A 17,871-nucleotide genomic window follows, 5' to 3' on the forward strand; every position below is an offset into this window, starting at 1 on the left:
ATGCGCGCAGCCGGTGCCCCCGCCGCCGACGTCCGGCGGCGCATCGCCGCCGAGATGGCCGACGACGTGCCGTGGGAGAGGGTGCTCAACTCCATCTGCACCGAACCCCACGCGCTCGGTGTGGAGATGGCCTCCGCCGCCGCGCACACCAATCTGGGTGACGTGCGCATCTTCCGCGGCACCAAGCGGATCGAGCGCAAGGTCGTCGCCCTGCTGCTCGACCTGCTCGGCAACCCCGGCGGGTCCGGGAGCCTGGTGTCGGGCGGGACCGAGGCGAACCTCATCGCCATGCTGGTGGCCCGCGAGTCCGCCCGTGCCCGGGGAAGGCTGACCGAACGGCCCGAAGTCGTCGTCAGCAGCACCGTGCACTTCTCCTTCACCAAGGTCTTCTCCCTGCTGGGACTCACACCGGTCGTCGTGCCGGTCGACGCGTCCCTGCGGCTGCCGGCCGCCGAGGTGGCCCGGAGCATCGGCGAGCACACCGTCGCCGTCGTCGCGACCGCGGGCAGCAGCGAGTTCGGCGTGGTCGACGCGGTCGACGAGATCGGGCCGGTCGTCGCGGGACGGGGCGTGCACCTGCACGTCGACGCGGCCACCGGCGGATTCATCATTCCCTTCGCCCGCGAACTCGGCCACGACCTGCCGCAGTTCGACTTCACCGTCGAGGGCGTCGACTCCGTCACCATCGACCCGCACAAGTACGGACTGGCCAACGTCCCGGCCGGGGCGATCCTGTTCCGCGGCGCGCAGGACGCCGGACGCTTCGCCGTCGACTCCTTCTTCATCGACACACCGGTCCACCACACCCTGCTCGGCACCCGCCCCGGCTCGGCCGCGGTGTCGACGTACGCCGTGCTGGAGCACCTCGGGCGCGACGGCTTCCTGGACCTCACCCGCACCAACTACGAGGTGACGCGGTACCTGGTGGACGGGTTGCGCGCGGCGGGACACGAACTGTTCACCGCACCGCAGCTGAACATCGTCGTGGTCACGATGCCCGACGCGGCGCGGATCTCCCAGCTGCTGGAGGCCCGCGGCTGGATCGTCTCCACCTCGAAGCGGTTCGGCGAGACCCTGCGGCTGGTCGTCACCCGCCATGTGACACCCAAGACGGTGGACGAGTTCCTCCCCGAGCTGGAACGGGCCTGCCGGGACGCGGCTGCCGAGGCGGCGCCCCGATGAGCCTCTTCCGCGGCGCCCGCACCCGGCTCGCCGCCCTGCAGATGCGGATCGAGCCCGGGCAGCGGGACGACAACCTGGCACGGGCCGCGAAGCTGCTGTCCACAGCCCGCGAGAGGGAGGCCGACCTGGCGTGCCTGCCGGCCACCTTCGCCACCGGCCTGAACTTCCCCACCCTGCGCACCGACGCGACCGGCGAGGACGGTCCGGTCGTCGCGTTCCTCGCCGAGCAGGCCCGCACCCTCGGCCTGTACATCGCCGCGGGCGTCCTGCTCTCCGCGGGGCGGGACGTCTACGACGCCGCCGTGCTCGTCGGACCCGGCGGGGACCCGCTCGGCTGGTACCACCGCGCCTGCGTGTGGGAGGGCGAGTCGGACTACATCTCCACCGGCTCGCCCGGCGAGGTGATCGACACCCCCGTCGGGCGGATCGGCCTGCAGGTCAGCTACGACCTGCGGTTCCCCGAGGCGAGCCGTCAGTACCTCGCCCAGGACGCCGACCTCGTCGTGTGCGTGGCCAACCTGTTCGGGCCGTTCTCGCACCCCGTGCGCTCCCTGTGCCGGGCCCGGGCCGCGGACAACGAGTGCGCGCTGGTGTTCGCCAGCGGAGTGGGGGAGAACCGCTTCGCGAACATGACCTACGTCGGCCGCAGCATGATCGTCGACGGCCTGCTGCAGGACGCCCGCCAGGACCCGGACGCGGACATCCTCGCCGAGGCCGCCCCGGGCGGTCAGGAAGCCGTCCTGCACGCGGACGTCCACTGGCGGCAGCGGCGCAAGGTCCGCGCCGGGCTGCCCTTCCACGACGACCTGCGCTCGACCTGGACCACGATCCACGGAGGGCGCGCCTGATGAGGGCCACACGTATGCAGCCGGAGTCCGGGTGGCTCGGCGACGTGCTCGGCCTCGTCGTCATGGACATGCGGCAGTTCTTCGACAACCGCCTGTTCGCGGTGTCGACGCTGCTGACCTCGGTCTCGATGGTGCTGGCCTTCGGGGCGGCGACCGACCAGATGGTGAGCCCGGCACCGACGGCCGCCACCTACTTCGGCTTCGTGTTCCCCGGGATCATCGGCGCCGGCATCATGTTCAGCTGCACCTACACCGTCGGCTACACGGTCATCATCGACCGCAACCGCCGCACCATCGAGGACCTCATCCTCTCGCCCCTGTCGTACTCGGGGTTCCTGCTCGCCCGCATCATCGGCGTCGTCCTCAAGTGCCTGTTCCAGTTCGTGCTGGTGCTGCTGCTCGGCGTCGGCGTCTTCGACGCCCGCATCGCGTCGGTGCCGATGTTCACGCTGGGCTTCTTCACCGCCTGCACGGCCTTCGCCGGCCTCGGCATCCTCATCGCCACCTACACCAACGAGATCTCCTTCCCGGCGGTGGTCAACATCATCGTGATCCCGCTCATGTACTTCGCCGGCATCTTCTTCCCCCTCGACAACCTCGGCACCCTGGGCGACGTCTTCGACAAGCTGCCCCTCGCCGTGCATGTCGACATGTTCCGCGCTGCCACCTCGCCGGACGTCTCGGCCACCGGGGCGTCGGTGCTGGCGGTGGCCTACTCGTTCCTGGCCCTGTCCGTCGCCGCATGGGCCTTCCGCAGGAGGATCGGTCATGGCTGACACCCCGAGCACCGCGGCACCGGTCCTGTCGGTCACCCGCCTCGACCACCGGGTGAGCCCCGACTTCGCCCTGCGCTGCCTCACCTTCTCGGTGCACGCGGGCGAGGGCGTGGCCGTCATCGGCACCAACGGCGCCGGCAAGACCACGCTCATCCGGCTGGTCGCCGGCCTGCTGCGCCCCTCCGGCGGCGAGGTGCGCGTCTGCGGCACCCCGCCCCGCCGCTGGGGCCAGGTCGGCCGCCACATCGGCTACGTCCAGCAGGCCAAGGACCTCCCGGACGGCGTCAGCGTCGAGACCTACGTCAAGCACCAGCTCAAGCTCCGGCGGGCCGACCCCGGCCGGTACGAGGAGCTGATCGCCCTGGCCGGTCTGGAGCGCCACCGCCACCAGTACGTGCGCAGCCTCTCCGGCGGCAGCCAGCGCAAGCTGCACGTCATCTGCGCCGTCGCGCACCGCCCCGACCTGCTGATCCTCGACGAGCCGACCACCGGCCTCGACCCGGCGGCGCGCGAGACGCTGCTGGAACTGCTGGCGGGCCTGAAGAAGGACGGCGTCGGGGTCCTCTTCGCCAGCCATCACCGGGACGAGCTGGTCGCGCTGGCCGACTCGGTCGTGGTGCTCCACCAGGGCCGGCAGATCGAGGACGCCTCGCTCGACGCCGTCACCCGGTGGGGCGAGCGCTCCAGCCTGATCCTCGAGGCCTTCGCCGACACGCAGCTCGCGCGGCTGCACGACTGGGCGCGGCAGCAGGCGGAAGCCGGCGGCCTCGTCCGCTGCGCGGTCACCGCCGAGCAGGGCGTGCGGCTGGACCTGGCCGACGGCGACCACCGGGGCACCCTGGCCGAGGTGGTCGCCCGGGCCCACGCCGCCGGCCTCGCACTGCGTTCCGCGTCCTACTTCCAGCCCACTCTGGCGGACGTCGTCCGTTCCATCGTCGACCGAGTCGAACCGGAGGACATCGCATGAGCATCACCACCACGACCACGAGCATGCCGTTCTGGAAGGAGTACCCGGAGCGCGACAGCGAGTGGGTGCGGCAGTACCCGACCAAGCACGTGCCGGTGAACGAGGACGAGGTGTTCGCCCGCAAGCCCATGGGCGTCTACGTCCACATCCCGTTCTGCAACCGGCTCTGCTTCAGCTGCCCCTACATCAAGCACCAGACGGACCGCGACCTCACCCGCACGTACCTCGACGCGCTGAAGACGGAGATCACCAACTACGCCGAGCGGCCCTACATCCAGGACCACGTCATCACCCTCGGCTACATCGGCGGGGGCACCCCGACCGCGCTGACCGCCCCCCAGCTCGACGACCTGCTCGGCCACATGTTCAGCAGCTTCGACATCGAGGAGGGCGCGGACTTCTCCATCGAGACCACCCCGGTCGACATCACCGAGCGCAAGGCCAACGTCCTGCTGGAGCGCGGGATCCGGCGCATCAGCCTCGGCGTGCAGACCTTCGTGCCCGAGGAGCTGAAGAACATCGGCCGGCCCAACGACCCGGAGATGCTCAAGGAGAGCATCCGGCTGCTGCGCCGGTGCGGCTTCGAGAACATCAACATCGACCTGATGCACGGCATCAACGGGCAGACGATGGAGAGCTGGGAGCACAGCCTCGACGTCGCCATCGACCTCGGGGTCACCTGCATCTCGTTCTACACGTACATGGAGTTCGCCCAGGTCTCCACCAAGCGCAGGAAGCTGCCGCCTGTGCCGGAGAAGGCCGTGGTCGACGAGATGTTCCTGTTCGCCGCGGAGAAGCTGTCCAAGAACGGCTTCCTGGGCTACTACGGCGACTGCTTCGCCAAGCCCGGCTACCAGCCCAAGTACGGCGAGACGTCGTGGAGCGAGGACATCCCCATCATCCCGCTCGGCCCCACCGCCACCGGGCACCTGCGCGACCACTGGTACTTCAACGAGCCCGACATCGGCCGCTACATCCAGACGGTGATGGAGGGCCGGCTGCCGATCTCCATGGGCAAGCACATCACCAAGGCGGAGTCGATCCGGCGCTCGATGGTCCTCGGCGTCAAGGCCGGACGCGTCAACCGCGAGCGGTTCCGGCGCCTGCACGGCGTGGACTTCATGGAGATGTTCCGGGCCGAGATCGACGACCTCGTCGAGAAGGAACTGATCACCGCCGACGAGAACGGCATCGAGGTGACCGGCCCCAAGGGCTGGTACTACCTGGACAACATCTCCAAGGCGTTCTACTCGCCGGAGTACCGGCGCTACCCGCAGCACCTGGGAGCGGACATCTCCGACTTCATCTCGCGCCAGCCGATCCCCCTGCAGCTCACCACGCGCCCGAAGGACGAGGAGGCCGGCTGTGACCACTGCTGAGACCCGACTGCTGAACCTGAGCGAGCGCGTGCCGCAGGCCTCGCCGCACGACGACATCGACAAGGTGCGCTTCTACGACCTGGGCATGCGCCGCTCGGCCCTGATGGCCTACAAGCGGCCGAGCGACCGCATCCTCGCCCACGTCCGCGAGGGCATGACGGACCTGGTCGAGGTCGGCTTCAACACCGGCCTGCTGTCGCTGCACGTGGCCGGCAGGCTGCCGGACCTCGCGGTGTCCGGCGTGGAGGAGAACCAGAACCTGGTGGATGTCGCCGAGGACAACCTGACGCTGGCCGTCTGGGCCAACAGCGCCGGTGACGTCGAGTTCGAGATGGCCAAGCTGAACCGGCTGCCCTTCCCGGACGACTCCGCCGACATCGTCTTCTCCTTCTCCTCACTGCACCGCTGGCGCCGGCCCGTCGAGACGCTCAAGGAGTGCGCCCGCATCTGCAAGCCCGACGGCGTCGTGATCATCGAGGACATGAACCGGCACGCCGAGGAGGGCCACATCACCTTCATCCTGCAGTTCGTGAAGGAGGGCGGTGAGGAGTTCATGCGCTCGCTGCAGGCCGCCTACACGCCCGAGGAGGCGGCCGCACTCCTGCGGGAGGCGGGCCTGACGGACTGGCAGGTGGCCGAGGAGGACCTCGGCCTGGTGATCTCCTCGCGCCCCCTCGAACCGGTGAGCATGTGATGCCGGGAACGAGGATCGCCGTGGTCCAGATGGAGTCCAAGCTCGGCAAGCCGGCCCAGAACCTGCGCCGCGCCGAGCACTACATCGGTGAGGCCGCCGCCCAGGGAGCGCACCTGATCTGCCTGCCGGAGGCGTTCTCCACCTCCGGCAACATCCTGGAGGTCGCCGATGTGTCGGTGCCCGTCCCGGGGCCGGAGACCGAGTTCCTGTGCGCGCAGGCCCGGCAGGCCGGAGCGCACCTCGTGGCCGGCCTGCTGGAGCGCGGCGGCGACGGCCGGTACTACAGCACCTCGGTCCTGTGCGGCCCCGAGGGAACCGTGCTCGGCTGCTACCGGCGCGTGCACTGCCACGAACTGGAGGCCCGCTACCTCACCGGCGGATCGGAGTACCCGGTCTTCGACGTGGAGTTCGGCCGCATCGGGCTGATGCAGGGGTACGACATCAACTTCCCGGAGGTCGCGCGGGAGTACGGCCGACGCGGGGTCGACGTCATCGTGTGCTCCGCGCTCGTGCCGGAGATGTTCGCCTACGTGGCGAACATGCGTCTGCCGGTCAGGGCCGTGGACGCCGAGTGCGTGGTGGCCTTCGCGTCCGGCATCGGCAACAACCTGTACGCCGGATTCGGCTACATGGGGCGCAGCCAGGTCCTGGCGGACCCGCTGTTCCTGGAGGCCGAGCGGTTCGACTTCGTCGACGGCGACGAACGGATGGTGGACCTCGGCAAGGAGCCCGGCGTCGGCGTCGTCGAGGTCGACCTGGACCGCATGCGCCGCTACCGCACCAAGGCCACCCTGAGCGGCGATCTGCAGCCGGCGACGTACTGGCAGTCCTGACGAGAGTGAAGGCCCATGCGCGTACTGCTCATCTCCACCAACAAGATCCGGGTACCGCGGCCGGCGCTGCCCATCGGCATGGCCTACATCAGCGCCGCGCTCAAGCACGCCGGGCACCACGTCGACGTCCTGGACCTGCTCTGGGAGTCACGCGAGCTGAAGGCGGTCCGCGAGAAGCTGACCGCCGAGACGTACGACGTGGTCGGCATCGCCGTGCGCAACCTGGACAACCTGACGTTCATCGACCCGGTCTTCTTCGGCCCGATGACCGAGAAGATCGTCCAGTGCGTCCGCAAGTACACCAGCGCCACCGTCGTCCTCGGCGGATCGGGTTTCTCCGTCGAGCCGCTGTCGTTCTTCGAGTACGCCCAGCCCGACTACGGCATCGCCGGTGAGGGCGAGGCCGGCATCGTCCAGCTGCTGGACCACCTGGAGTCCGGCGGACCCCTGGAGTCGATATCGGGGCTCTGCTACCTCGACGAGAACGGGAAGTTCTGCCAGAACCAGTCGAGCCAGGCGTTCGACCTGGGCGCCCTCGAACCCGACCGGTCCGTGTACGACCCCCGCTACTTCGAGGAAGGCGTCTCCGCGGCCTCCGACCTCACCCGCGACCACCAGCCGGCCATCGAGACCCTGCAGACCAAGCGGGGCTGCAAGCTGTTCTGCTCCTACTGCATCATCCGCAAGACCGAGGGCAAGGGCGACCGCTTCAAGGAACCCGCGGAGGTCGTCGGCGAGATCCAGCGGGCCATGGCGGACAACCCGGCCGTGCGGGAGTTCGAGATCGTCGACGCGACCTTCAACTACCCGATGGAGTACGCCGCCGAGGTGTGCGAGGAGATGATCCGCGCCAAGCTCGACGTGCCCTGGTACTGCCAGCTCACGCCGAACGCGGTCACACCCGAGTTCGTCAAGCTGCTGCACGCGGCCGGCTGCATCCGCGTCGACCTCGGCACGGACGCGCTCACCGACGAGGCCCTGGCGGACCTGATGAAGGGCTTCGACATGGCCCGGGTCCTGGAGATCGACCGCCTGTTCACGGCCAGCCCCATCGAGCACACCCACTGCGTCTTCCTCGGCGGACCGGGGGAGACCCCGCAGGCGCTCAGGGAGTCCATCCGCTTCACCGAGCGCCACCTCAACCCGGCCCAGATCTACGCCAACCTCGGCATCCGCATCCTCAGCGGCACCAAACTCCAGCGCCAGGCCGTCAAGGCCGGGATCCTCCAAGAGGGCCAGGGCACGTTCGTCCCGGCCTTCTACGTGGAGCCCGCGATCCTCGCCGACCGGGACACGCTGGACTTCGTCCGCAACGCCTACCTGAGCCACAAGAACTGGTACCTGTGGTGGGGCCTGGGCGGGCAGAACCTGACGGACCGTTCGAGGGACACCATCCGGGCCGTGGCCGACATGCAACAGGAGTACGAGTACGTCATGCAAGGCAAACCCCGCCTGGAACGCGCCCCGAAACCGCTCCCCGCCCAGCCCCTGAAACTCACGATCGGCACCCCGTGATCCATGTCCCAGCCGCCGCCGACGACCTGGCGAAAGCGCTCGCCGCCCGCGCCGACCCGGAGTTCGCGGTGCGCATGCAGCGGTACTTCCCGCACGAGATCAAGGCGCTCGGCGTCAGCAACGCCGCCGTGGCCGAGATCGCCGGCCACTACTTCCGCGAGCGGCCCGGCGTCCCTGCCGCGACGCGGTTGCGGCTGGCCGAGGAGGTGCTGGCCCGCGCCGAGTACCACGAGGAGGTGCTGCTGGGCTTCGCCGTCCTGCACAAGGTCGCCAGGACCGGACTCGGCCCCGAACTGCTCGACCGCTGCGAGCACTGGCTCGCGACGTACGTGTCCAACTGGGCGCAGTGCGACGACATGTGCCTGAAGCTGCTCTACCCGTTCTTCCTCGGGCACCTGGAGCTGATCCCGCGCACCCGGGAGTGGGTGGGCTCGCCCTCCCCCTGGGTCCGGCGCGCGGCGAACGTGGCGGTGGTGAAGTTCGTGCGGCGAAAGGTGGGCCGGACGGTCTTCGAGCTGCCGACCTCGCACGTCTTCGGCAACTGCGTCCGGCTGATGCACGACCGGGACGTGTACGTGCAGAAGGGGTCCGGCTGGCTGCTCAAGGTCACCGCCGAGGCGCATCCCGACGAGGTGGCCGAGTTCCTGCGCACCTGGCACGAGGAGATGCCCCGCGACACGTTCCGGTACGCGGTGGAGAAGATGGACCCGCCGGTGCGGCGGTCCTTGATGGAACTGGGACAGGGGTGAGGGCATGAACGCGACCGGCCGCTACGTCCACCGGCGCGGCCTCCACTGCGAGTCGGCCTGCCAATGCGCCGTCCTCGCGGCCGCCGGGTACGAGGTGGACGAGGAGACCGTGTTCGGGCTCGACGGGGGCTTCGGGTTCTCGTTCTTCCCGGCGAGCGGCAACGCCCCGGACATCGTGGTCGGCAAGCAGGCGGTCATGCCGCTGCGGGCCGTGCGGCTGATGGGCGTCGAGGTCGTCCCCCACGCCCCGAAGTCCGGCGCCGGCCTGGCCGGGCTGCTGGAGTCGGCGCCGGCCGTCATGACCCGCGTCGACCTCGGCCTGCTGCCGCACTGGGGACTGGAGGGGCGCTCCTCCTTCGGGGGGTACTTCGTCAACGTCGTCCGTCCCCTCGGGGCCGACGCGTTCGAGGTGTCGGACCCGGCGTTCGACGAGCCCGTCTCCATGGGCACGGCCGAGCTGCAGGCGGCCCGGTCCAGCCGCAACTCCCCGCCGCTCAACCCGGACTGGAGGGTCTACGTCTTCGGCGCGCCGCGGCGCACCCCGCAGCTCGACCGCGTCGGTCCGGTGGCCGTGCGCACGCTGTGCCGCGAGGTCCTCAAGCCCGGCAGCCGCAACCTCGGCCTGCCCGGGATGAAGCAGCTCGCCGCGGCGGCCCCGTCCTGGCCCGACTCCAAACGCGGCGAGGTGGAGGACGTGGACCTGACCGGCCGGGTGATACGCACCGACGCCCTGGCGCGTCAACTGCTGCACCTGGGACGGCAGATCGAGTCCTTCGGCACGGGAGGCGGACTGTTCCGCCCGATGATCGGCCGCTACCTGGACAAGGTCGCCGACAGCACCGGCGAGGCTCGCTACGCCGAGGCGGCCGCCGGGTTCCACGACAGCGGCCGGCTGTGGTCGACCCTGGGATCCGCGCTGCTGACGGCGGGGACCGTCACCGCCCGGGGCGACCTCACCGCGCTCGTGGACGCCGTGTCGGACACGGCCCGCTCCGCGACGGACGTCGAGAAGCGGGCGCTGACCGCCCTCACCCCTCTGTAGACGCGAGGTCGACCACCATGCCCACCGAGGACGAGACCATCCTGCTCCAGGGGCCCCGGCACTGGAACGAGCACGCCCGCCGGTGCCGTGCGCAGGGCGCCTTCCGGCCCGATCTGCGCAAGGCGGAGCTGCGCGGAGCCGATCTGCAGCGCGCCGAACTCGCCGACGCGGACCTCACCGACGCGGTGCTGTCCGAGTCGTACCTGATCTCCGCGGATCTGAGGGGCGCGAACCTCGAGGGCGCCGACCTGTGCGAGGCGTACCTCATCCTGGCCGAGCTGAACGGCTGCCGCCTGGTCGGCGCCAACCTGGACGGCGCGGACCTCAGCGGCGCCGATCTCACCGGCGCCGTCCTCGACCCGGACTTCCGGCGGTCCGCCGTCATCTCGGACTACCTCACGATCTGGCCATAGCGAAAGGAGCTCCTCATGATCGTTCTGGGCTACAACGGGTTCGGCAGGTCTGCGGAAATCTTCGGACGCCTCTTTCGCGCCACCGGCATCGACCGCCATCTGCTGTACGGACACGACTCCGCAGCCGCCCTCCTCGTCGACGGCGAACTGGTCGCGGCAGTGGAGGAGGAACGGCTCAACCGCGAGAAGAAGACGTCGAGCTTCCCGGTCAACGCGATCCGCTGGTGCCTGGACTCGGCCGGCATGTCGTTCGACGACGTCGACACCTTCGCGTTCTCCTGGCAGTTCTCCGAGGACGTGCTGAACAAGATGATCGCCGAGATCACCGAGGACCCCGCGGCGTCCGCCGAGCAGAAGTTCGCGCGTCTGCAGCGCCTGGCGGAGACGCACGCGGCGATGTTCAGCGAAACCGCGACCCTGACCGACTTCGAGGAGCACACCGGCCACCGCCTCGACCCGGACAGGCTCGTCCGGGTGCCGCACCACCTCGCCCACCTGATGACGGGATACCACCTGTCGGGCGGCGGGGACGCGGCCTTCCTGGTCAGCGACGGCCGCGCCGAGTGGCTGTCCGCGATCATGGGGGAGGTGCGGGACGGCGAGGTGAAGATCTTCGACGACATGACCGTCGACTCGCGGCACTCGCTGGCCATGCTCTTCTCCGTGGTGACGCGCTACCTCGGATTCGTGCCGAACAACGACGAGTACAAGGTGATGGGCCTGGCCGGCTACGGCGCGCCCCCCGAGCCCAACCCGTTCCTCGAGCACGTGGTGGAGACGCGCCCCGACGGCACGTACCGGATCCCCTTCCCGGCGAACGCCGTACCCGCCTACTACGAACTCTTCGACCGCATCTTCGGCGGGGACGAGCACACCCGTGAGGAGTTCGGCTACCGGGTCCGTGTGGCGTGCGCGGCGCAGCACATGCTCGAGACGGTGACCGCCGGGCAGTTCCGCACGCTCGAGGCCCGCAGCGACCTGCCCCGCGTGATCTTCGAGGGCGGGCTGGCCCTCAACTGCGTCAACAACAGCAAGCTGCTGGAGCGTTCGCGTTTCACCGAGATGGATGTCAGCTTCGGCGCGAGCGACGTCGGCGTGGCCATCGGAGCCGCACTGTGCGCCGGCGCGCAGGCCGGCACACCCCCGAGGATCAGCACCTCGCCCTACCTGGGCCCCAGCTACGACGACGCGGAGATACGGGCGGCGCTCCGGCAGTTCGCCGACCGGGTCGTGTGGCGGGAACTGGACCCCGCCGACCTGCCGCGGGAGGCGGCGGCCCTGATGCGGGACCGGTGCGTCATCGGATGGTTCCAGGGCCGGATGGAGTACGGGCCGCGCGCCCTGGGCAACCGCAGCATCCTGGCCAACCCCGGGTTCCCCGACATCAAGGACATCATCAACGAGCGCATCAAGCACCGCGAGCAGTTCCGGCCCTTCGCCCCCGTCGTCCTGGAGCACCTCGCGCCGGAGGTCTTCGAACTCGGCAAGAAGACGTCGTCGCCCTACATGACCTTCGTGGTCCCGGTGCGGCCCGAGTACCAGGAGAAGATCCAGGGCGCCTGCCACGTCGACGCCACGTCGCGGATCCAGACGGTCACCGAGCAGAGCAACCCCCTGCTCGCGCGGCTCCTGCGGGAGTTCAAGGAACTGACCGGAATTCCCTGCCTGATCAACACCTCGTTCAACGTCGCCGGCGAACCCATCGTCTGCTCGCCCGTGGACGCCCTGTCCTGCTTCCTCAAAACGGAAATGGATCACCTGTTCCTCGGCAACCACCTGGTGTCCCGCATGTGAGCAGGCGAACGCCTCCCCGATACCTGCATCCGCAATCGAACTTTCGCGGGCTGCGCTACCCTCTACGCGACGGAAGGGAGATGTGGACAGGTGGCCCTCTTGGCAGCAGAACCGTACGTCGGTCAGCATTGCGAGTCGACCACACTCGTGAATTTGCTGCGGCAGCGGGAAGTCGATGTGTCGGAGCCGTTCGTCTTCGGGCTCGCCGGCGGCCTGTCGTTCATCTACTGGCGGACGAAGCAGATGCCGACGCCGTTCGTCGGCGGCCGCATCAAGCCCGACACCCTGACGGAGAACCTCGCGCAGGCGCTGAAACTGCGGCTGTCCGTGCACGAGACGTCCTCCGAGAAGCGGGCCAGGGATCATCTGCTGGCCGAGCTCGGATCCGGCACCGTCGTCGGACTGAAGCTCGACCGCTACTGCCTCGACTACTCCACCGACGACTTCCGCTTCGCGGCCCACTACGTCGCCTGCGTCGGGACCGACGACGAGGGCCGGTTCGCCCTGGTCGAGACCCGGCCGCTCGGCCTGCAATGGGCGTCCGGCGACTCCCTGGCGGCCGCACGGAATCCGGGCGGCCCGATGAGTTCCCGCAACCGCGCCTTCACCCTGGACCTCCCGAAGGCGGGACTGCCCGATCTCGGGAAAGCGGCCCGCAAAGGAATCAGGACGGCGGCCGAGACCTTTCTGAATCCACCGATCTCCAATTTCGGCCACAAGGGCATGCACAAAGTCGCCGATCTCATGCCCCAGTGGCTGGACGACCTGGAATCACCCGCCGAGGGCCTCGCCGAAATCGCCACGATCATGGAGGACGCCGGAACGGGCGGAGGACTGTTCCGCAAAATGTGGGCGGAATTCCTCTCGGAGACCGCCGGAATCACCGGAATCGACGAGTACCAGGAAACCGCGGACGCCTATCGTGAGGTGTCGAAGAAGTGGACCGAGGTGGCCGCCCTGGTCGGCGAGGCGGGCGCATCGTCGTCCCGCGAAGCGCTCCACAGCGCCTCCAAGATCGTCCATGAGGCGGCGGACAAGGAGCAGCGGCTGATGGAACGCCTGCTGGAGCTGTCCGGCTGAGAACGGGGCCGGGACGGCCCGCCGCCGCGGCTCCTCCGGCGCCCGGACCGTGCCGGCCGCCGGAGGAAGTGTCCGCGCGACACGCAGCGGCGCTAGCAGCCACCGCAGTTGTAGTACGTGACGTCCCAGTGGTTGCCCTCGTCGGCGTAGATGTTGCCCGAGCCCGAGCGCCACTGCGGAGCACCGTCACCGCGCACACCGATGTAGGTGAAGGTGTTCTTGATGTAGCTGCCGAGGCAGGTGTACTTGCTGAAGTCCAGCTTGTAGCCGTTCCAGTGCGAGTAGGTGCCGGAGGCGTGCCCGGTCTCGGTGCCGCCCGTGATGTTCAGGGCGCAGCCGCTGGCCCGCTTCAGGGTCTGCGCGCCCTGGGCCGAGGCGAGGTTGAGCTGCTCGAAGGACGTACAGGTGGCGTTGTTGCGGTTCGAGCAGTTTCCGGACGACGACCAGGTGATGCCGACCTCACGGAACATCGAGGTCGCGGTGGCGTGACTGATCTTGGTGACGGCGAACGCCTCGCCGGCGGTGCCGACGACGGCCGCGCCGGGTGCGACGACGAGCGCCAGAGCGGTCAGCAGGGAACGGAGCTTCGGGGCGGGGAATGCCTTCATGGGGGAGACCTTCCTGCGGTGGGCCATGCTTCGTGCGGGGCGGCTGTGCAGGCGGTGCAGACCGATGATGCACGCGGTCTACGCGCGTCCGCCAGAGGACAAAACGGAATGCCCTCCTCGGCGCGCCGCGGCCTGCGCGTCCAGGCGTGTGCACACGATCTTGATTCCGCAGCCCATCTCCGTTCATGACACACGTGACGTGGGGTACCGGTGGGTGGCCACCGCGCCGGGTGGCACGTGAGGAGAAGGGTGGCGGACACGTGACGAATCCCGACGCGGTCTTCGCTTCGCTCGGAGTGGGCGCCTTGCTCGCGTCGGTGCTGCCCCGGGTCCTGGCGGGACGGCCGCTGTCCCTGCCGTTGTTCTTCCTGCTGTGCGGCTTCGGCATCTATCTGCTGCCCCTGCCGCTGCCCGCGATCGACCCGGTGGCGGACCGGATGATGACCGAGCACGTCACCGAAGTGGTCGTCATCATCTCGCTGATGGGCGCGGGGCTGGCGCTGAACCGGCCCGTGGGGTGGCGCCGCTGGCGGGTGACCTGGCGGCTGCTGGGCATCACCATGCCGTTGACCTTCCTGATCACCGCGGGCCTGGCGTGGTGGTTGCTGGACTGGCCGCCGGCCGCGGCGCTCCTGCTCGGCGCGGTCCTCTCGCCGACCGACCCGGTGCTCGCGTCGGAAGTGCGGGTGGGGGAGCCCACGGACGACGAGCACGACGAGGACGAGGTCCGGTTCGCCCTGACCAGCGAGGCGGGGCTGAACGACGGTCTCGCCTTCCCGCTGACGTACGCCGCCATCGGTCTGGCCGCCGTCGCGGGCACCGGCTGGTCGACCGGGTGGATCGGTTCGTGGGCCGCCCAGGACGTGGCCTACAAGTGTGTCGTCGGTGTGCTGGGAGGGCTCGTGGTGGGCCGGCTGCTCGGCTGGCTGTTCTTCCGGGCGCGGTCGAGGTCGCTGCGGTTGTCCCAGCACCGGGAGGGCTTCGTCGCGCTGGGCGCCACCTTCCTGTCCTTCGGGCTGACCGAACTGGCCGGCGGTTACGGCTTTCTCGCGGTGTTCGTCACCGCCTGCGCCGTCCGGGCCGCCGAGCGGGCCCACGGCTACCACAACGTCCTGCACGACTTCATGGAGCAGGTGGAGCGACTGCTCACCGCCGCGGTGCTGTTCGTGCTGGGCGCCTTCATCGCGTCGGGCGGCCTGTCCGCGCTGACCTGGCAGGGCGCGGTCGCCGGGGTCGCCGTGCTGCTGATCGTCCGTCCGCTGTCCGGGTGGCTCGGACTGCTGCGGGCACCGCTGGGCAGGAAGGAGCGCTGGGTCGTCGCGGCGTACGGGGTGCGGGGCATCGGCTCGCTCTACTACCTCGCCTACGGCCTGGGCCAGCACGGCTTCGGTGTCCCGCAGCGGGAGCTGTGGGCGGTGGTCGTGTTCACCGTGCTGCTCTCCGTGGTGCTGCACGGCGTCACCGCGGGGCCGGTCATCGCCCGCCTGGACCGGCTGCGTGGCATTCACGCCGCTTAGCCGGAACCGCGTCCCGCACCGCCCGCGTCGCGCGCCGTCCGCGTCCCGCACCGCCTGCGGTCTGCGTCCCGGATCGCCTGCGGTCCGCGACGGGCAGCGCCGCAGGCGGGACACGGGGTGACGGGAGGCGGGTCCGGAAGTCACCGGCCCACGGGGTCGCCCTCGGCGCCGTCGGTCCGGGTCCGCAGCGTCATGTGGCCGCCGTGGTGCAGCGGTGTGCTCAGACGCGAGCGCGCGGCCTCCTGGCCCGTCAGCGCATCGACGAGGTGCACCTCGCCGTGGCCGCCGCGGCTGACCGCGACCCAGTCGGCGTCCGGCGATGCCGCCACCGCCCGGCGCTGCACCCCCTCCCAGGGTGTGCCGCCCCGGCGGGGAGCACCCTCCATCGCGGGCAGGGGGACGCGGTGAACGGCATCCCGGGAGTCGACGAGGAGCAGTTCGTCGCCGTCGGGGTGGATGCGCGTGAACGCGGTACGGCTGCGGGCGAAGGCCAGCCGGAAGACCAGTCCGCTGCCGAGGTCCGTGCGGTGTGTGCGGCCCGTCCCCAGGTCGTGGCGCCATGCCTGGTTGGTCCACCCGGGCCAGCACCGCGGGTCCGGATCACCCCCGCGCAGTGTGCTCCACAGGGCCGGCCGCCGCGTGTCGAGCCGCAGGTACCAGCCGCGGGCGGGCGCGTCCCAAGGGACGACCGCCTCGGCGGCGAGGGTGTCACCCGCCCTCCCGGCCCGGTGCACCCCCTCGCCGGTGGCCGCGAACACGTGGGACGTGCGCGGCACATGGGCGTCCCCGTGCCCGTCGTCCGGGAGGGGCAGGAGTGCGAGGGGCGGCACCGCGGGACAGCCGGGCGGAGCCGCGAGCAGGTCGGCGAACCGGTGCACCGCCAGCGCGCCGGGTTCCCGGTGCCGCAGCACGACCAGGGGATCCCCGCCGCCCAGTACCGTCACGCCCGGCTCGCCGGTCCGCGTGCGCACCCGGGCGGCCTCTCCGGTCGCCAGGTCGACGACGGTGAGGAGGTCCGACCAGGCTTCGCTGTTCCTGCCCAGGCCGGTGGTCACCGCCACCCGGCGGCCCTCCGGGTCGCACGCGAGGTGTTCGGCCGGCACGGCGACCGGGACGGAGCGTTCCACCAGTTCCTCCCCGTACGGGTCGAGCACGAGCAGTTCCCCTCGGCGGTCGTCGACGCACGCCACCCGTCCGCCCGGCAGGGCCAGGAAGCCGGCGTGTTCGGAGAGGTGGCGTCCGGTGAGACGTCCGACGACGGTGCCGTCCGGCACGGTCAGCACGTGGACGGATCCCTCCATGTGGTCGGAGACGAGCAGGACGGGTGTGTCGGCGGGCACGGGTCCTCCGGAAGTCGAGTTGATGAAAACGATTATCATGTATCTTCGGTGCGTTCCCAGCACCTGAGAAGAAGCGAGGGCATCGATGCTGCGCTCACCGTCGAGATTCGTCCGCACCTGGATCGCCGCCGCGCTGGCCGGTTCCGTTCTGGCCGGCTGCGGTTCGCCGTCCGGCGAGACCGCGAGCGACCGGGCCAAGCCCGCGGCGAGGACCGAGGTCACCGTCGAACCCATCAAGGCGACCACCGAGTTGACCGACACGAAGGGTGCGAAGGTCTCCCTGTCCGGGCAACCCGAGCGCATCGTCTGCCTGTTCGCGCTGTGCGACGACATCCTGACCGAACTGGGCATCGTCCCGACCGCCACCAACAGCGCCCTGCTGTCCCACCCCCGCTTCCTCGGGGAGAAGAAGGCCCGGAAGGTCGACGTCATCCCCGGCGGCTTCATCGCCCCCGAGGTGGAGGCGATCCTCGCCCACAAGCCCGACCTCGTCATCGGGCTGGGCGATACCCACGGCAAGCTCGCCCCGGCCCTGAAGGGCGCCACCACCTTCTGGTCCATGCAGCCCGAGACCTGGCAGGACAGCGTCGGCTACCTGCGCGACGCGGCGGCGCTGACCGGCCGCACGTCGCAGGGCGAGAAGGCCGAGAAGACCTTCCGCACCAAGCTCGCCGCCGCCGAGAAGGCGCCCAGCGGCAAGACCGCGCTCATCATCTACGGCAGCGACGAGAACTTCGGCGTCGCCACCCCGGAGACCGACGTGGCCGCCAGCCTGTTCCCCAGGATCGCCCGGTACCCGTGGAAGTCCCGTGGCGTCGAGGGCAGTTACAGCCTGGAGGAGATCCTGGCTCAAGGCGTCGACGTGCTGTTCGTCGAGACGATGAGCTTCGGCGGAAGCGACGGCAAGCTCTCCGGGAAGCTGGCCGCGAACCCCCTCTGGGGCAAGATCCCCGCTGTGCGCAACGGCGACGTCCACGAGGTGAACCCGGAGGTGTGGGCCAAGGGACGAGGCACCCGCTCGCTGGGCATCGTCCTCGACGAGGCCACGGCCGCGCTGCGGTGAGGCGGTCCCCCCTCACGCCTCCCGCCGCGGCCGGCCGGTCCGCGGCGGGCGGGCGGCGTCCGTCGCGCGGC

General features: G+C 70.1%; 17 protein-coding genes. 15 read left to right on the forward strand and 2 right to left on the reverse strand.

The window, feature by feature from the left end:
- The 13 genes from mfnA (at nt 1) to ACFYWG_RS09120 (ending at nt 13,272) form a co-directional block, all read left to right on the forward strand.
- Nucleotides 1-1,182: a tyrosine decarboxylase MfnA gene (gene mfnA / locus ACFYWG_RS09060; RefSeq protein ID WP_389200207.1), complete on the forward strand. Its 1,182-nt coding sequence runs from the start codon at nt 1-3 to the stop codon at nt 1,180-1,182.
- The gene (locus tag ACFYWG_RS09065; RefSeq protein WP_389200209.1) at nt 1,179-2,030 is read left to right on the forward strand and encodes a carbon-nitrogen hydrolase family protein; all 852 of its coding nucleotides are present in this window, start codon (nt 1,179-1,181) and stop codon (nt 2,028-2,030) included. Before mfnA ends, ACFYWG_RS09065 begins: the two co-directional genes overlap by 4 nt.
- Nucleotides 2,030-2,806, forward strand: a complete 777-nt coding sequence (locus tag ACFYWG_RS09070; protein ID WP_389200211.1) for an ABC transporter permease — start codon at nt 2,030-2,032, stop codon at nt 2,804-2,806. Before ACFYWG_RS09065 ends, ACFYWG_RS09070 begins: the two co-directional genes overlap by 1 nt.
- On the forward strand, nt 2,799-3,773 hold the full coding sequence (locus ACFYWG_RS09075; RefSeq protein ID WP_389200213.1) for an ABC transporter ATP-binding protein: 975 nt from the start codon (nt 2,799-2,801) through the stop codon (nt 3,771-3,773). Before ACFYWG_RS09070 ends, ACFYWG_RS09075 begins: the two co-directional genes overlap by 8 nt.
- On the forward strand, nt 3,770-5,152 hold the full coding sequence (locus tag ACFYWG_RS09080) for a coproporphyrinogen-III oxidase family protein (protein ID WP_385418677.1): 1,383 nt from the start codon (nt 3,770-3,772) through the stop codon (nt 5,150-5,152). Before ACFYWG_RS09075 ends, ACFYWG_RS09080 begins: the two co-directional genes overlap by 4 nt.
- Complete coding sequence (locus ACFYWG_RS09085; RefSeq protein WP_389200216.1) at nt 5,139-5,846, forward strand: class I SAM-dependent methyltransferase; 708 nt, start codon at nt 5,139-5,141, stop codon at nt 5,844-5,846. The genes ACFYWG_RS09080 and ACFYWG_RS09085 overlap by 14 nt, the downstream gene beginning before the upstream one ends.
- Complete coding sequence (locus ACFYWG_RS09090; protein WP_383506350.1) at nt 5,846-6,679, forward strand: carbon-nitrogen hydrolase family protein; 834 nt, start codon at nt 5,846-5,848, stop codon at nt 6,677-6,679. The genes ACFYWG_RS09085 and ACFYWG_RS09090 overlap by 1 nt, the downstream gene beginning before the upstream one ends.
- A gap of 15 nt (nt 6,680-6,694) precedes the next feature.
- Nucleotides 6,695-8,194, forward strand: coding sequence for a B12-binding domain-containing radical SAM protein (locus ACFYWG_RS09095; RefSeq protein ID WP_383506353.1), 1,500 nt, complete (start codon nt 6,695-6,697; stop codon nt 8,192-8,194).
- Complete coding sequence (locus ACFYWG_RS09100; protein ID WP_389200219.1) at nt 8,191-8,943, forward strand: DNA alkylation repair protein; 753 nt, start codon at nt 8,191-8,193, stop codon at nt 8,941-8,943. The genes ACFYWG_RS09095 and ACFYWG_RS09100 overlap by 4 nt, the downstream gene beginning before the upstream one ends.
- 4 nt (nt 8,944-8,947) lie before the next feature.
- Nucleotides 8,948-9,985, forward strand: a complete 1,038-nt coding sequence (locus tag ACFYWG_RS09105; RefSeq protein WP_389200221.1) for a DUF4872 domain-containing protein — start codon at nt 8,948-8,950, stop codon at nt 9,983-9,985.
- A 17-nt stretch (nt 9,986-10,002) separates the two neighbouring features.
- Nucleotides 10,003-10,398, forward strand: a complete 396-nt coding sequence (locus ACFYWG_RS09110; RefSeq protein ID WP_376327163.1) for a pentapeptide repeat-containing protein — start codon at nt 10,003-10,005, stop codon at nt 10,396-10,398.
- A gap of 15 nt (nt 10,399-10,413) precedes the next feature.
- Complete coding sequence (locus tag ACFYWG_RS09115; protein WP_389200223.1) at nt 10,414-12,192, forward strand: carbamoyltransferase; 1,779 nt, start codon at nt 10,414-10,416, stop codon at nt 12,190-12,192.
- Nucleotides 12,193-12,291: 99 nt separating this feature from the next.
- Nucleotides 12,292-13,272, forward strand: coding sequence for a BtrH N-terminal domain-containing protein (locus ACFYWG_RS09120; RefSeq protein ID WP_383506366.1), 981 nt, complete (start codon nt 12,292-12,294; stop codon nt 13,270-13,272).
- Nucleotides 13,273-13,364: 92 nt separating this feature from the next.
- Here the strand turns inward: ACFYWG_RS09120 and ACFYWG_RS09125 are convergent, their stop codons facing one another.
- Nucleotides 13,365-13,880: a hypothetical protein gene (locus tag ACFYWG_RS09125; RefSeq protein ID WP_383506369.1), complete on the reverse strand. Its 516-nt coding sequence runs from the start codon at nt 13,878-13,880 to the stop codon at nt 13,365-13,367.
- A gap of 260 nt (nt 13,881-14,140) precedes the next feature.
- On the opposite strand from ACFYWG_RS09125, the gene ACFYWG_RS09130 reads away from it, so the two are divergent.
- Nucleotides 14,141-15,397 carry a cation:proton antiporter gene (locus tag ACFYWG_RS09130; RefSeq protein ID WP_383506372.1) on the forward strand — a complete coding sequence of 419 codons (1,257 nt, stop codon included), beginning with the start codon at nt 14,141-14,143 and terminating at the stop codon, nt 15,395-15,397.
- Between the two features lie 140 nt (nt 15,398-15,537).
- Here the strand turns inward: ACFYWG_RS09130 and ACFYWG_RS09135 are convergent, their stop codons facing one another.
- Entirely contained in the window at nt 15,538-16,776 is a 1,239-nt protein-coding gene (locus tag ACFYWG_RS09135; protein WP_383506374.1) for a hypothetical protein, read from the reverse strand.
- A gap of 46 nt (nt 16,777-16,822) precedes the next feature.
- Between ACFYWG_RS09135 and ACFYWG_RS09140 the strand changes: the two genes are divergently transcribed.
- Nucleotides 16,823-17,800 carry an ABC transporter substrate-binding protein gene (locus ACFYWG_RS09140; protein WP_389200227.1) on the forward strand — a complete coding sequence of 326 codons (978 nt, stop codon included), beginning with the start codon at nt 16,823-16,825 and terminating at the stop codon, nt 17,798-17,800.
- Nucleotides 17,801-17,871 lie beyond the last annotated feature (71 nt).

It is taken from the genome of Streptomyces sp. NPDC003456, from assembly GCF_042878735.1.
In the GTDB taxonomy this organism is placed as follows: Bacteria; Actinomycetota; Actinomycetes; order Streptomycetales; family Streptomycetaceae; genus Streptomyces.

Excerpts from the sequence above, each read along its gene's own strand:
- ACFYWG_RS09075 (WP_389200213.1), top strand. The coding sequence starts at position 2,799 with ATGGCTGACACCCCGAGCACCGCGGCACCGGTCCTGTCGGTCACCCGC.
- ACFYWG_RS09140 (WP_389200227.1), top strand. The coding sequence starts at position 16,823 with ATGCTGCGCTCACCGTCGAGATTCGTCCGCACCTGGATCGCCGCCGCG.
- ACFYWG_RS09080 (WP_385418677.1), top strand. The coding sequence starts at position 3,770 with ATGAGCATCACCACCACGACCACGAGCATGCCGTTCTGGAAGGAGTAC.
- ACFYWG_RS09095 (WP_383506353.1), top strand. The coding sequence starts at position 6,695 with ATGCGCGTACTGCTCATCTCCACCAACAAGATCCGGGTACCGCGGCCG.
- ACFYWG_RS09110 (WP_376327163.1), top strand. The coding sequence starts at position 10,003 with ATGCCCACCGAGGACGAGACCATCCTGCTCCAGGGGCCCCGGCACTGG.
- ACFYWG_RS09105 (WP_389200221.1), top strand. The coding sequence starts at position 8,948 with ATGAACGCGACCGGCCGCTACGTCCACCGGCGCGGCCTCCACTGCGAG.
- ACFYWG_RS09135 (WP_383506374.1), bottom strand. The coding sequence starts at position 16,776 with ATGATAATCGTTTTCATCAACTCGACTTCCGGAGGACCCGTGCCCGCC.
- ACFYWG_RS09065 (WP_389200209.1), top strand. The coding sequence starts at position 1,179 with ATGAGCCTCTTCCGCGGCGCCCGCACCCGGCTCGCCGCCCTGCAGATG.
- ACFYWG_RS09090 (WP_383506350.1), top strand. The coding sequence starts at position 5,846 with ATGCCGGGAACGAGGATCGCCGTGGTCCAGATGGAGTCCAAGCTCGGC.
- ACFYWG_RS09115 (WP_389200223.1), top strand. The coding sequence starts at position 10,414 with ATGATCGTTCTGGGCTACAACGGGTTCGGCAGGTCTGCGGAAATCTTC.
- ACFYWG_RS09125 (WP_383506369.1), bottom strand. The coding sequence starts at position 13,880 with ATGAAGGCATTCCCCGCCCCGAAGCTCCGTTCCCTGCTGACCGCTCTG.
- ACFYWG_RS09070 (WP_389200211.1), top strand. The coding sequence starts at position 2,030 with ATGAGGGCCACACGTATGCAGCCGGAGTCCGGGTGGCTCGGCGACGTG.
- mfnA (WP_389200207.1), top strand. The coding sequence starts at position 1 with ATGCGCGCAGCCGGTGCCCCCGCCGCCGACGTCCGGCGGCGCATCGCC.